General features: G+C 40.7%; 13 protein-coding genes, 1 other RNA gene and 2 pseudogenes. 3 read left to right on the top strand and 13 right to left on the bottom strand.

The window, feature by feature from the left end; all coding sequences use genetic code 11:
- Positions 1–322 precede the first annotated feature (322 nt).
- The 8 genes and pseudogenes from ACRQ5D_RS25080 to ACRQ5D_RS25045 form a co-directional block, all read right to left on the bottom strand.
- A complete protein-coding gene (locus tag ACRQ5D_RS25080; protein WP_091164930.1) occupies positions 323–790 on the bottom strand; it encodes a hypothetical protein in 468 nt (155 codons plus the stop codon).
- Between the two features lie 97 nt (positions 791–887).
- Positions 888–2272: pseudogene (locus ACRQ5D_RS25075) on the bottom strand (sigma-54-dependent transcriptional regulator).
- 179 nt (positions 2273–2451) lie between these two features.
- Positions 2452–2840, bottom strand: an RNA gene (gene rnpB / locus ACRQ5D_RS25070) — RNase P RNA component class A.
- A 101-nt stretch (positions 2841–2941) separates the two neighbouring features.
- Positions 2942–3358 (bottom strand): c-type cytochrome, encoded by a 417-nt coding sequence (locus ACRQ5D_RS25065; protein ID WP_091163943.1) that lies wholly within the window; start codon positions 3356–3358, stop codon positions 2942–2944.
- Entirely contained in the window at positions 3355–3723 is a 369-nt protein-coding gene (locus ACRQ5D_RS25060) for an SCO family protein (RefSeq protein ID WP_431200691.1), read from the bottom strand. The genes ACRQ5D_RS25065 and ACRQ5D_RS25060 overlap by 4 nt, the downstream gene beginning before the upstream one ends.
- Before the next feature lie 11 nt (positions 3724–3734).
- Entirely contained in the window at positions 3735–4001 is a 267-nt protein-coding gene (locus ACRQ5D_RS25055; RefSeq protein WP_432326969.1) for a hypothetical protein, read from the bottom strand.
- On the bottom strand, positions 3998–4411 hold the full coding sequence (locus tag ACRQ5D_RS25050; RefSeq protein ID WP_091163947.1) for a hypothetical protein: 414 nt from the start codon (positions 4409–4411) through the stop codon (positions 3998–4000). The genes ACRQ5D_RS25055 and ACRQ5D_RS25050 overlap by 4 nt, the downstream gene beginning before the upstream one ends.
- A gap of 42 nt (positions 4412–4453) precedes the next feature.
- Positions 4454–4921: a DinB family protein gene (locus ACRQ5D_RS25045; protein ID WP_091163949.1), complete on the bottom strand. Its 468-nt coding sequence runs from the start codon at positions 4919–4921 to the stop codon at positions 4454–4456.
- A gap of 294 nt (positions 4922–5215) precedes the next feature.
- Between ACRQ5D_RS25045 and ACRQ5D_RS25040 the strand changes: the two genes are divergently transcribed.
- On the top strand, positions 5216–6574 hold the full coding sequence (locus tag ACRQ5D_RS25040; RefSeq protein WP_091163951.1) for a GH1 family beta-glucosidase: 1359 nt from the start codon (positions 5216–5218) through the stop codon (positions 6572–6574).
- Positions 6575–6578: 4 nt separating this feature from the next.
- On the opposite strand, the gene ACRQ5D_RS25035 is transcribed toward ACRQ5D_RS25040, so the two are convergent.
- From ACRQ5D_RS25035 to ACRQ5D_RS25015, 5 genes and pseudogenes are all read right to left on the bottom strand, one after another.
- Complete coding sequence (locus ACRQ5D_RS25035) at positions 6579–8015, bottom strand: sensor histidine kinase (RefSeq protein ID WP_431200689.1); 1437 nt, start codon at positions 8013–8015, stop codon at positions 6579–6581.
- Positions 8012–8497: a tetratricopeptide repeat protein gene (locus tag ACRQ5D_RS25030; protein ID WP_431200688.1), complete on the bottom strand. Its 486-nt coding sequence runs from the start codon at positions 8495–8497 to the stop codon at positions 8012–8014. The genes ACRQ5D_RS25035 and ACRQ5D_RS25030 overlap by 4 nt, the downstream gene beginning before the upstream one ends.
- Positions 8498–8804: 307 nt before the next feature.
- Complete coding sequence (locus tag ACRQ5D_RS25025; protein WP_431200687.1) at positions 8805–9806, bottom strand: sensor histidine kinase; 1002 nt, start codon at positions 9804–9806, stop codon at positions 8805–8807.
- Positions 9807–10010: 204 nt separating this feature from the next.
- Positions 10011–10898 (bottom strand): tetratricopeptide repeat protein, encoded by an 888-nt coding sequence (locus tag ACRQ5D_RS25020; RefSeq protein WP_431200686.1) that lies wholly within the window; start codon positions 10896–10898, stop codon positions 10011–10013.
- Positions 10899–11002: 104 nt separating this feature from the next.
- Positions 11003–12183 (bottom strand): annotated as a pseudogene (locus ACRQ5D_RS25015) (acyl-CoA dehydrogenase family protein).
- A gap of 236 nt (positions 12184–12419) precedes the next feature.
- On the opposite strand from ACRQ5D_RS25015, the gene folB reads away from it, so the two are divergent.
- Together folB and ACRQ5D_RS25005 are read left to right on the top strand one after the other, a co-directional pair.
- Complete coding sequence (gene folB, locus ACRQ5D_RS25010) at positions 12420–12779, top strand: dihydroneopterin aldolase (RefSeq protein ID WP_090526249.1); 360 nt, start codon at positions 12420–12422, stop codon at positions 12777–12779.
- A gap of 105 nt (positions 12780–12884) precedes the next feature.
- Positions 12885–14180 (top strand): FAD-binding oxidoreductase, encoded by a 1296-nt coding sequence (locus tag ACRQ5D_RS25005; protein WP_432326965.1) that lies wholly within the window; start codon positions 12885–12887, stop codon positions 14178–14180.
- Positions 14181–14223 lie beyond the last annotated feature (43 nt).

Below are 14223 nucleotides of genomic sequence, written 5' to 3'. Positions count from 1 at the left end.
TAACAGTATCTTATGGTTAATTAACAGCTTCATCCTTTGAGTGGTTTTTAGCGGGTAAACTATAATTAAATCCGGGCCGATAACAAGACTTCTTCAATGAATTTCATCGTTTTACAAACAACAATCGGCTAACTTTTTGTGAAGGCTTTTCAATAAAATTTGAGTTATTATAAGCATGGATAATTTAGGTTTTAACGAATAGCTTACCGCACAGGTTTCGATTTATTGCTATTGTAAAGATGAAAGTTGTTCAGTCGGTTCAGATAAACAGTGCAAATAAAAAGCCCGGACACACCGGGCCTTAAAATATAAGTTTTTAGGTTTATTTCAATCTTACATAAGTTTCAATGATCTCATGATCAACTTTAAGGCTGTCTATCTTCTCAATTCCTTTTTGAGTTAGGGTATCATTTTTCATTGTGAGCTTAAATTTGAAATCCCTGTTTTCCCAATCGCGGGCATCGCAATAAGCCAGATGCTCGGTATAATCGTCGCCGGATAGTGTATAAGTGCCCGCGCCCGACGAATAAACCGGTTTGGCTGTTTTGCCGTGTACCAGGTCATGCGTGAAGAAGGCGAAGTTAGTGGCGTTAAACATTTTAAACATTTCCTGGTCTTTGGGAGGGGTGGTTACTGTAGTATCGCCCTTCATAATGCTTTTGCTTGATATCAGATGCCAGGTCCCGTCAAGCTTACCGGCTGGTTCGATTGTTTCTGTAGTTGCCTTCGGCGGGTTACTGCATGAGCATAACGCGAGCAATAAAAAAGATGCTAAGTAATAGGTTTTCATGGTGTTAATGAAGGTTATTGATATACAATAATAACATAAAAAAAGCATCGGCTATCATATTTGCCGATGCTTTTTAAAATAATTTCAAAAGTTTATGTTATTCGCCGCGTTTAAGGCCAAATTTTTCAATTTTACTGTAAAGATGACTGCGTTGAATATCGATATCATCAGCAGTTTTTGAAACGTTCCAATTATTTTTTTCCAGCTTGAATTTGATGTATTCACGCTCCGCAAAGTCTTTATATTCCTGAAAGTTATTGAATTGATCAAAATCCGTTTGCGGTGCAGGAGCGGCGGCGCTGCCAGTGCCAACTGCTGTTGGTGCAGATGGGTTGGCAAACGCTCTAACATCGTTATCTGTAATAACTTTATCACTCAGGATGATCAAACGCTCAACCATGTTGCGGAGTTCACGAATATTACCGGTCCATGGCAGGGCTTTAAGGGCCTCAAGTGCAGCATCAGAGATTTTTTTAACGGGCATGCCATATTCATTGCAGATCTCATCCAAAAAGCTTTGAGTTAACAACGGGATATCGTCTTTGCGTTCAATAAGCGGTGGTACGTGGATCAATATTACACTTAGGCGGTGGTACAAGTCCATACGGAAATTACCGGCTTCAATTTCTTTCAGCAGGTCCTTGTTGGTTGCCGCTACTACACGTACATCAACGTCAATTTCCTTTTCGCCGCCTACGCGTGTAATCTTATTTTCCTGTAATGCACGCAATACCTTAGCCTGGGCCGACTGGCTCATGTCACCTATCTCATCCAAAAACAAAGTGCCGCCATTTGCCGATTCAAATTTACCGATGCGTTGTTTAATGGCTGATGTAAACGAACCTTTTTCATGACCGAATAGTTCACTTTCAATTAACTCTGATGGAATGGCAGCACAGTTTACCTCAATAATAGGTGCACTTGAGCGGTTTGATTTTTCGTGCAACCAACGCGCAACCAGCTCTTTACCACTGCCATTGGCACCCGTAACCAATACGCGGGCATCGGTGGGGGCCACCCGGTCAATAGTTTCTTTTATTTTAAGGATAGCCTGCGATTCGCCTAAAATCGAGCGCACCTTTGATACTTTACGTTTAAGGACCTTAGCCTCAACAACAAGACTTCCCCTGTCAAGCGCGTTACGAACGGTAATGAGCAGGCGATTCAGATCAGGTGGTTTCGAAATAAAGTCAAATGCGCCTTTTTTGCTGGCTTCCACAGCGGTTTCAACCGTGCCGTGGCCTGATATCATGATGAAAGGAAGATCGGGTTTAATGGCAAGGCCTTCTGTAAGTACTTCCATGCCATCCATGCGGTTCATTTTAATGTCGCACAGTACCAGGTCATAGTCTTTTTTTCAATTAACTGAAGGCCGTCAACCCCGTTATCTACATCTTCAACCTCGTAATCTTCATACTCTAAAATCTCGCGAAGCGTATTACGAATAGACCGTTCATCATCAATTATTAAAATTTTAGCCATGTTTTGTAATTATGTACCGATATGTAATTGTTTGCTAATATATGGGTTTGTATAGAAAAACAAACACTTTTAATGTGCTATAAAGGTTTAAGGCGGATAAATGTTTGCAGGGTTATAAAATTTATTAAAAATAAATAGATACAAATAAAAAAACCCCTCGCTTTACAGCAAGGGGTTTATACAGCAGCAAACCTATAAGCCGGGTTCTGTTTTGCCTTTTTAAAGGGCAACTTCTATCATTTATCTGGCCCTGTTATCACTAACAGGTTTAAACAACCTACCCATCCTAACGACCTACCTTGCGGCAGATACGGGAGCGAGCAACTCCGCTTTCAGGACCTATTTGGTTTTTCAACTCCTGAGGTTTACCGTCATAGCCGGTCGCCCGGTTATGCCGTGAGCTCTTACCTCACGTTTTCACCCCTTACCCACCTAAGCGGGCGGTATTTTCTCTGTGGCACTTTGCTGTCGCCGGCTGCCGGCGCCTTCCCGTTAGGAAGCAGGATGCTCTGTGTTGCCCGGACTTTCCTCCGCCAAACAAGCTGGCAGCGATAGAACGTTTTGCGGGGATAAAGATAGGGAAATTTTGTGGTTCATGGCTGATAGTTCATGGATCATGGTAAAATGGAGCCGACCAATAAGTCTTTGCTATGAACCATGAACTAAAAACTATTTGCAGTTTCTAAGATCATCCTGAACCTGCTGCAAAGTAACTGTCCCCATCTTATTACCAAAGGAATTGGAGACATAAGTAAGCACTTTAGCAATTTCTAAGGGCGCAATATCATCCGCCTGCATGTCATCGTCAAATGTTCTGCCGGCTACAGTTATTTTTCTTTTAAGGCCGTTTTTGATAAAACAGGCAAGTACAGCTTTGTTCTGTTTTAGATACGTTGAATCTGTTAATGGCGGGATAAGCGATGACAGGCCTTGTCCTTTATCGCCATGGCAATTTTGACAATGCTGCTGGTAAACAAGGCTTCCGCCAGAGTAATAGCGTTTAAACTCAATTTGATCATCGCTTTGGCATGATGCACCAATTATGATCAGCAAAATAGCTATAGCGCCTATTGCCTTTATCTTCATTTGGCAGTAATTTGGTCGGGGTCGGCTTTCAGGGTTTTGATATCGGCAATCAGCTTGGTTACTTCTGCCGGATCTGTTCCTTCGTAGGTACCGCGAATACGTTTTTGTTTATCTATCAAAATAAAAAAGCCGTCATGGATATATTCGCCTTTGGGATTTTTTTCGGATACACTTTGCAGGTAGCTTTTGGCAATTTTATAAGTATCGCCTTTTTCACCATGCAACAACCACCAGGTATTGCCCGCAATCCCTAATTTATCCGCATAGCGTTTTAATACGGGCACGGTATCATATTTGGGATCGATGGTATGCGAAATGATCCTGAAGTTATCATCATCCTTAAACTCCTTGTATACATTAAGCATATTTCGGTGCATCACCGGGCAAATAGAAGGGCAGGTGGTGAAAAAAAGTCGGCTACATATATTTTTCCATCCAGGTTTTTCTGAGTTATAGTATCAGCATACTGGTTTACAAACTTGAAGGGTGGGATAGTGGCGTACTCAGTATCTGTTACTGTTTTGCCATTAACCGTTTTAGTTACCGGAGTTTTATAACCCAATATTGGAAGGGCGGTTTTAGTATTTGATTTGCAGGCATTGAAAAGCATTAATATAACAATGCCTATCCACAATTTCCTCATTTTTTTGCCGGTATTTGGGTTATATATTTAGTTGAGCCGGTAACAGCTACATTTATTTGGGTATCTATTTTGCTGATGAGCTTCTTTTGAGCTTCAAGATAGTCCATAATTTCCTGATGGGATTTGCCTTTGTTTTCCGCATCAAATTTATGCATCCAGTCGCTCATCGCATTATCAGCATCATCAACCAGTTTTAAATAAACCTGCGCGCTGTCTTTATTGATATTGGGAGCGTTCTTTTTTATCAGGCTATCCAGCAGTATCTTATTTTTCATCAATTGCTCGTCATTGGCCATTACTTTATCATGTACGGCAATTACCTGTTTTAAAAGATCTTTTTCCTGTTTTTTAGTGTCGGTGCAACCTAATAACAAGGCAATGCCTGCAGCTGCGAATAGATGTTTTTTCATGGTTTTTGATGCGTGATAAAACTTGGCAAATATGCTAAATGTTTAGCTGTTTAACACCCTTAAATAATAACTATAGTCTGTAACAGGTAAAGTTTTTGTACCCGCAAACTTTAGCTGTTGCCCAATTTGGGCCCTGGTATGTGTACCATGGTTAAGAACCTGCGTAATAATATCGCCAAGTTGGTTTTCAAAATAGTCGCCGGTAAAGCTATGATACGGAATTATGCTATTCAGATCTTCCTCATCGATTTCGTTTAAAAATGTGACCCATGCTTCATAACGCTCCGGTACCTGTTTTTTGCATTGCTCAATTGTAACATTTTCGGGCCATGTGTTAGGCAGAGAAGAAGGGATAAGTTTGCATCTTTCGAGCCATACCTGTTCGGCGGCCAGCAGATGGCCCATCAGTTTAAGCGTTACCTCCGGCGAACCGTTTGCTTCCATTGTCTGTATCAACTGCTGATTGGCAAACAGGTTATAACCAAACATTTTTATAAAGTGTGTTTTCATAGCGTTTGTAAATTAATGGCTAAAGTATTAAAGCAATTTTGTATATTTATGAAAATGCTGGTTAACAATTAAATAACATAGTTGTCACATTCAGCAAACATCTGCTTGTTACCTTTATTTTATAGCTAAAACACAAAGGTTATGAAATTCATTATCAATATCTCTAAACTGCTGATTAATTTCCGTCAGTGGATGATGCTTAAAAGTATGCGTTCGTCGTTCATACATTAAGTTATCACTTATAATTCTTCATTTATAAATATAATTGCACTTTTGGGCTTGTAGCTCAAATTAATGGAACTTACTGACCGGGAAATACATTTAAGCAAAGATCTTTTTGGTGCCGACTTTGAATGGGGCGTTTCAACTGCTGCTTTTCAGGTAGAAGGATCTCATGATGCCGATGGAAAAGGACTATCTGTGTGGGATGTTTTTACCACAAAAAAAGGAAAGATCCTGAATGGCGACCATGCACAAACCGCTTGCGATTTTTACAATTTGTATGAGCGTGATATCGACCTCATAAAAGAACTTAATATCCCCAATTTTCGTTTTTCTATATCCTGGACCCGTATTTTGCCCGAAGGCACCGGGAAAATTAACCAGGCCGGCATTGATTATTATAACCGGGTAATCAACTACTGTATTAAGCAAGGCGTTGAACCCTGGTTAACTGTTTATCACTGGGACCTTCCGCATGTGCTTGAAGTTAAAGGCGGCTGGACAAATCGTGAAGCAATAAACTGGTTTAGTGAGTTTATCACTATTTGTGCTCAAAACTTTGGCGATAGGGTAAAACATTGGATGGTAATGAACGAGCCTGTAGTTTTTACGGGAGCCGGCTATTTTTTCGGCATCCATGCGCCGGGACGCAGTGGTATGAAAAACTTTGTGCCCGCCATACATCACGTTACCATGAGTATTGCTGAAGGTGGCAGGATCCTGCGAAAATTGCTGCCTTCAACGGCGCAAATAGGTACCACATTTTCGTGTTCGCAAATAGAGCCTTACACAGATAAGCCAAGGGATATAGCTGCCGCAGTCCGTGCCGACGCGCTGATCAATCGTCTATATATTGAACCTTTGTTGGGCATGGGTTACCCAATAAAAGACCTGCCTGCACTTAAAGATCTGAAAAAGTATTTTTATTCCGGTGACGAGGATAAGCTGAGATTTGATTTTGATTTTATCGGCATACAGAATTACACCCGCGAAATTGTAAAATATTCGTTTTTTACGCCGTATATCAACGCAAGTATGGTCAAAGCCGAAAAGAGGGGTGTTGACCTTACAGCTATGCGCTGGGAGGTTTACCCGCCTTCTATTTACCATATGATCAAAAAATATGATGCATATCCTAATGTTAAAAAGATTATCGTTACGGAAAACGGATCAGCTTTTCCCGATGAGGTTACTGATGGTGAAGTAAATGACCCCAAAAGATTAAAATACTTAAAGGATTACATAGCACAGGTGTTAAAGGCAAAAAACGAAGGCTGTAAAGTTAATGGCTATTTTGTGTGGACCCTCACCGACAATTTTGAATGGGCCGAAGGTTATCATCCGCGTTTTGGGCTGATTCATGTTGATCATGCAACCCAGCAGCGCACGGTTAAAACATCTGGCAGATGGTACGCTGAATTTCTGAAATAAGCTGTTAGTTTTTTGGCAGCGTGAAATTAAATGACGTGCCATTTTCGGTATCACTTTCAAACCAGATCCGGCCGTTATGATCTTCAATAATTTGCTTACAGATGGAAAGACCAAGGCCAAATGATTTTTCACCAGCGGTTCCGGGGCGTTTAGCATCTGTAAACATGTTAAATACCTGGTTTTTGAGCTTTTCGGGAATCCCTATACCGCGATCTTTTACAGAAAACTGGATTTCGTTTTCCAAATCAATAGCCATAACTAAAATAGCAGATCCTTCCGGACTGAATTTAATGGCATTACTGATCAGATTGCTAATCACCCGCCATATTTTTTCACGACTAATGTAAATTTCGAGTGGTGAATTTAACAGGAAAGTATTGATAATCTGCTGCTTTTCAGCGGCCTTAAAACGCATCAACTCAACACTATTGCTCAATAAGGAATTAACTTCAACCGCTTCTTTATGTAATATAGCCGAAGCGGATTCAGTGGCTTCCAGAATTTCATTGATTAGTTCAATGGAGTTAAATGAAGTCTCCCGGATAATATTTAACAGCTCTTTTTGTTCGTCGCTATAATTTTCCTCTGTCATTACACTGGTAAGCGAAGCTATTCCGCCTATAGGGTTGCGCAGATCATGTGCAACAGTACGTAAAATCCGGTCCTTTTCCTGGTTATTGAGTTTTAAATCACGGAGGGCGTTTTCAAGATGGTGGTTTTGATGGTTTATCTGGCTGTTAAGGCTTCCAAGTGTTTTAATGTTCTTTTTTGATTTTTGCCAGTTTAAAAATACCAGGGAAATGATAATAATGAGCATCAGGGCAAAAACAACAGTTACCCTCAGATAAATATGCTGCAATTCATTGTTTTTTTTAAGGTTATTAAACTCGTTATCTTTTTCAAGGCTTTTAACCTGTTCTGCAACGTCGGCTTCTTTTAGTTTTTTGTTTTCATTTGCTATGATGTCCTTAAGTTCATCATATTGCTTATAGTGCGTCATAGCCTGCTGATGATCATTCTGCTTCTCGAAATAATTTGACATCAATAAGTGCCATTTTTGTTTTGTTTCCCTACTTTGGACACTATCAAACTGGAGGCTAATAATATTGAGGAGGTTTAATAAAGAGTCATTTAAGTTTTGCTGATCATATATAGATGCAAGCTTTAATTCGGAGTGTTGAGCGTCATTATTATCGTTTCCTTTGCGCAGATTGATAGCTATACTTTTTCTGAGAAGACTTTTAGCCTTGTTATAATCTTTTTCCCTGATACTTATATCAGCCATATTGCCATATACAACCCCTTTGGATACTTCCCCCATTTGGGGCCTGTCTTTAAACCTTGCAATGTTATCATTAATGTAATCGAGGGCTTTGTTGTAAAAATGCATGGCACTATCATTCATCAACATTTTACTGTAGCTTAAACCTATATTATTCAATAGTTCCTGCCTGCGATAAAAATAATTGAAGTTTCCTTCGCATGACCTGGTTTCATCAAAGCTTTTTTAAAATATACGGCAGCCCGGCTGTAATGTTCCTGCTTATACAAGATCATGCCCATCCGGTAGCTGTAATCTCCCATGGTACAATCGTCAAGGTTATTATTGGCAATTACTTTTCCTTCGTAAAAATAACTGTAAGCTTCGTTGTAACGATGCTCGTCAAATAACACATCTCCCTTGGCAAGATGAGCCTGGCCATATTCACTGGTAAATTTTAGTTTCTTCTCCGGCGTATCGAAAATATTAAGCATACTGTCGGCGTAAAGCAAAGCCATTTTTCGATCGGCCTTTATATGCGAAGCATAATTATAGATAAAATAATAGTAGTTATAAACCTGTTTGAAGCTAAGGTTGCTTGAATGACGGAAGGCCGAATCAAGATAATTTACTGCTGCTTTGTGATGCCCATTATCATACATTATCGTTGCAGTGTCAACAGCCTTATTATATGCTGAAGACAGAAAGAAAGCCCTTTGACTGTTGCCCGCATGAAGTGGTTATCAACAAAAAGTAAACAAAAAGCAAACAACCCTGTATATTACCGGATAGCCATATTTGCCTGAAGCTTTTGTATATAAACATCAATATTAAATTATGCGAGGTTTAGAGTTGATTGTAAAACAAAGGTAATCTATAAAAAAATAAAAATGACCGGGTTGTTTTACCAATATTTTTTTATTTATCTATCACCTGTCCAAAATAAATTGGTTTGGAATAACCGATATGTTAAGATGCCTGGGCCGGAAGATAGACGTAAAAACTTGAACCATTATTTGATTCGCTTTTTAGCCAAATCCTGCCGCTATGTTTTTCAACTATTTGACGGCAGATGGAAAGCCCGAGGCCAAATGATTTTTCGCCGTCGGTACCGGGCCGTTTAGCTTCGGTGAACATATTAAACACTTGTTGCTGTAATTTATCAGGAATGCCTATACCGTAATCTTTAACACATATTTCAACACCTTGATGTTTTTGGTTTACAATTACATAAATAACGGCACCTTTGGGACTAAACTTTATGGCGTTACTAACCAGGTTGCTGATAACCCGCCATATTTTTTCCCTGTTTATTAGTATTTCAGTGGGAGCATCCAATAAGCTCAGCATGATATCCTGGTCTTTTTCAGCTGCTTTAAACCGCAACAAATCAACACTTTTATTAATGAGGCTGTTAATTTCAACCCATTCTTTATTAAAAGTCATGTTGGCTGTATTTGCCGCCTCTAAAATTTCATTGATGAGTTCGAGGGAATTATAGGAAGTTTCTTTTATGAGGTTGATCAGCTCTGTTTGTTCTTCATCAGTTGCATCATCAACCATTGAGGCCGATAACGATGCTATTCCTCCAAGCGGATTGCGGAGGTCATGTGCTACAGCCCGTAGAATTCGGTCTTTTTCCCTGCTTCCCCGGTTTACTTCTTCAAGTGTGTTTTCTAATTCGGTTTTTTGCAACTTAATTTGGTCGTTTAGCATTTTTATAGCTACCATATCTCGTTTTGACCTTTTAAGGTTACGAAAAACAAGGAAGATAATAATCACTGCCATCACTGAAAAAAGCACAGCAAGATAGATGTATATCAACTGCAGTTTATTATGACTTTTAAGATCTTCTATCTGATTTTCTTTATCAAAATTGGCTTGTTGCTGATTAATATCTGTCCGTTTTAATGATGAAGTTCTTTTTGTTGCCGAATCTTTTAACGATGAATAGTTTTTTAAATACAACAAGCTATTCTGGTAATCTTTTTTGCAGATAATAATTACTCATCAAACCATTCCAGTTGGTTTCAGCGTCATCATTTTTGATAGTATCGAGCTGGGCGCGGAGTCTTTTCAGTAGTTCAAAAAGGTCGTTTGGTTTATTGGTTATTAAATATAGTCGGGCAAGTTTTATTTCGGTTAGTTCGGCATCGCGGTTATCATAACCTTGTTTTAAATTAATGGCGATACTTTTTTCAGTAATTCGTGTGCCTGGTTATAATTATGGGTTAATAAGGCCAGATCTCCCTGGTTGCCATATACTACGCCTCTTGCAACTTCAAGCAGGTTTGCCCTTTCGGCAAACCTTGAACTATTTTCATTGATATAAACAAGCGCCTTATTTAAATAAAGGCTTGAGCTGTCAATATCGTCACTGTTTTTATAGCTCTCGCCAATATTATCCAAAAGCTCCTGCCGCTGATAAAAGGCACGAAAATCATCAGCATAGGCATAGCTTTGCCTATGACTGATCTTGAAATAATTGGCCGCTTCCCTAAAATGCCCCTGCTTAAACATAATCATACCCATTCGGTAAGTGTATTCGGCCAGGATGGCATCGTCAATGGCGTTTTTGCCGATAGAGTAGCCCTTGTAAAAATACCTGTAAGCCTCATCGTATCTTACCAGGGCCGAATAGGTATCCCCGGTTGCGAAATCAGCTTCGGCAGCTAATTTAATATGCTGATCCGGGGTAACACTTTCGGTAGCCACAGCTCGCATAGTATCAGCATAAAGCATGGCTTTTTTAGGGTCATGCAGCCCTTTTAAATTGTAAAGAAAATGGAAGGCATAAAAACGGAACCTGTCGCTTACAAACGGGTGTTTTATAGTGCGGTAGGCTGAGTCAAGGTATTGAATGCCCTTCTGTGGTTGGGATCTTTCCCCATTATACAGGTTTACCGTATCAAATAGTGTTTTAAAGTGCCTGGAGTAATCGCCTGTATCATTAACGCTGTTTGCGCAGGAATTAAATATCAATAAAAAAGCCAGGGCCAGCCAAATTAAATGGTTGACCAGCAGTTTGTTTAAACTAACTGGGCTATCAGGGGTTGACAACATTAAGTGGTTACACCACAAATATAACGCTCATAATTATAATGAACAATATTTATGCGCATGAATAACACCGGCGCTGCTGAAAGTTAAAGTATATCGATTATCTATTACTTAAAAGCGTCGAGCCCGGTAACATCCATCCCGGTAATAAGCAGGTGAATGTCATGTGTCCCTTCATAAGTTATTACCGATTCAAGGTTCATCATGTGGCGCATAATAGGGTACTCGCCGGTAATACCCATACCGCCGAGCATTTGCCGGGCTTCACGGGCTATAGTAATGGCCGTTTCAACGCTGTTTCGCTTAGCCATTGATATTTGGGCAGGCGTAGCTCTGTTCTCATTTTTAAGTACTCCAAGACGCCAAACTAACAGCTGCCCTTTGGTGATTTCAGTAATCATTTCGGCCAGTTTTTTTGCTGAAGCTGAAATCCAGCTATCGGCCGGCCAAACTGCTCGCGTTCTTTGGTGTAACGGAGGGCTGTGTCGTAACAATCCATCGCAGCACCTAATGCACCCCAGGCAATACCGTAACGGGCCTGGTTTAAACAACCCAGCGGGCCTTTTATACCCGCTACGTTGGGCAGCAGATTCTCTTTTGGGACTTTAACATGATCAAAAACAAGCTCACCGGTTGCCGATGCCCTTAACGACCATTTATTATGGGTTGTAGGTGTGGTGAAACCTTCCATGCCGCGCTCAACTATCAGCCCGCGAATTTTACCAGCTTCATCCTTAGCCCAAACAACGGCAATATCAGCAAAAGGCGAATTGGAGATCCACATTTTAGCGCCATTAAGTATATAATGATCGCCGGCATCTTTAATGTTGGTCGTCATGCCACCAGGGTTTGAGCCATGATCGGGCTCGGTAAGGCCAAAGCATCCCATTAATTCACCACTCGCCAGCTTAGGAAGATATTTTTTACGCTGTTCTTCACTGCCGTAGGCATAAATGGGATACATCACCAGCGAACCCTGAACAGATGCTGTTGAACGGATGCCAGAATCGCCGCGCTCTAATTCCTGCATGATGATGCCGTAAGCAGTATAATCTAAGCCCGCTCCGCCATATTCTACTGGTATGGTAGGCCCAAAAGCACCTATTTCGGCAAGGCCTTTTAACAGTTGCGAAGGGAACTCAGCTTTTTGAGCGTACTCTTCAATAATGGGGCTCAATTCCTTCTTCACCCAATCACGAACTGATGAGCGGATCAACTTATGCTCATCGGTTAGTAACTCATCTAATAAATAGTAATCGGGGGCTTCGTACAGATCTGTTTTGGCCATAAAATTATAGTTGGTGGGCAAATATAAAGCATTTATCGCCGGTAAAAGCAAGCCAAAAACGCTGTTTTTTGATATGCGAAGCCACTTTATGATAAAAAGCAGGTTTAAACGGTTTAAAACATGTTTTTGATTGTAAAATATTTTTTGAGCTGCTGGAAATCAGCCGAAATAAAAATATTTTTAAAAGTCTTTCTATAGAGAGTGAGATTTAGAGAGGGCTTTTTTTATTTTTGGCCATGATCAATATAGCCTTACAGGGCGCGGAGTTTTTCGCGTACCACGGATTTTATCCCGAAGAACAAAAAATAGGTTGCCGTTTTTTAGTTGATGTGAATGTTGGTTTTGTGCCTCCCGGCGATTTGCTGGAAGATAATCTAAGTAAAACTGTTGATTATGAACGTGTGTATATTATAACATGCGAAGAGATGAAACAACCACGTAAATTGATTGAAACCGTTGGTCAGGCAATTATTGATCGTATAAAAAAGAAATACCCGTTTGTTGAAAGTATTGAGGTTACCATTAAAAAACTTACTCCGCCCTTAAGCGGTAAGGTAGCGCATTCGGCTGTTATTATAAATTACAAGAAATCCTGATCATGGAATTCAATAAAATATCGGCTCAAATATTAGAGGCCATAACCGCAATTGTTGGCACCGGTAATGTTTTAACCGGCCAAGAAAGCCTCGAAAAGTACAGCCATGACGAGAACCGAAGATCTTGTTTATTATCCGGAAGTTGTAGCGCGCCCGCAAACACCCGAAGAGGTTGCTGCATTGTTGAAAATCTGTAACGAAAACCTGATCCCCGTAACGCCGCGCGGAGCGGGTACTGGCTTAAGCGGTGGCGCCCTTCCGGTTAATGGCGGTTTGCTGATAGCCATGGAGCGTTTTAATAAAATCCTTGAAATTGATGAACAAAACCTGCAAGCTACCGTTGAACCCGGCGTTATAACTGAAGAGTTCATGAACGCGGTGGCTGCAAGAGGCTTGTTGTACCCCGTTGATCCGGCCAGTAAAGGTAGTTGCTTTATTGGAGGCAACGTATCGCATGGTTCAGGCGGGCCACGGGTTGTTAAATATGGAACCATCAGGGAGTATGTGCTGAACTTACAGGTGGTTTTAACATCGGGCGAGATCATATGGACGGGTGCAAATACCCTTAAATATGCATCCGGTTATAATTTAACCCAATTGATGATTGGTTCGGAGGGCACTCTTGGCATTGTCACTAAAATTGTGGTGAAGCTTATTCCTGCTCCAACTTTAGATGCTTTGATGCTGGCCTCATTCCCAACCAATGAAGCTGCCTGTGCGGCGGTTTCAGCAATATTCAGAGCTGGTATTATTCCGTCGGCGCTGGAATTTATGGAGCGAAGAGGAGTGGAGTGGGTTAAGGAGCATGATGATATTGCTTTTGATTTGCAGGATGGTATTGAAGCGTTCTTATTGATTGAAGTAGATGGTACCAACCAGGACGTGATTTTTACCGATTGCGAAAAAATAAATGCAGTGCTTGAAGAGTTTGACTGCCGCGATGTGTTGTTTGCCGATTCGACTGCTCAAAAGGAAGAGCTTTGGCGTTTAAGGCGTACCATGGCGGTATCGGTAAAGTCAAACTCGGTTTATAAAGAGGAAGATACTGTTGTACCCCGCGCCGCACTGCCACCGCTGATTAAGGGAATAAAAGAAACCGGAGCTAAATATGGCTTCGAATCAGTTTGTTATGGCCATGCCGGCGATGGGAACCTGCATGTAAATATCATTAAAGCCAACATGAGCGATGACGACTGGAATAACAAGCTCAAATCCGGCATCCAGGAGATATTTGAATTAACTGTATCACTTGGCGGCACCTTGTCTGGTGAGCACGGCATTGGCCTGGTACAAAAAGAGTTTATGCCGATAAAATATTCGGAAATGCATTTTGCGTTGTGGAAAGGGATAAAGCACGTGTTTGATCCTAAAGGAATTTTGAACCCCGGGAAGATATTTTAGATTTCAAATGTGCGGATTATGGATGTGCAAATGTGCAGATTTC

The sequence above is a fragment of the Mucilaginibacter sp. P25 genome, from assembly GCF_050859465.1.
GTDB classification, from domain to species: Bacteria; Bacteroidota; Bacteroidia; order Sphingobacteriales; family Sphingobacteriaceae; genus Mucilaginibacter; species Mucilaginibacter gossypii.
This window is presented reverse-complemented; position numbering and strand designations above follow the sequence as displayed.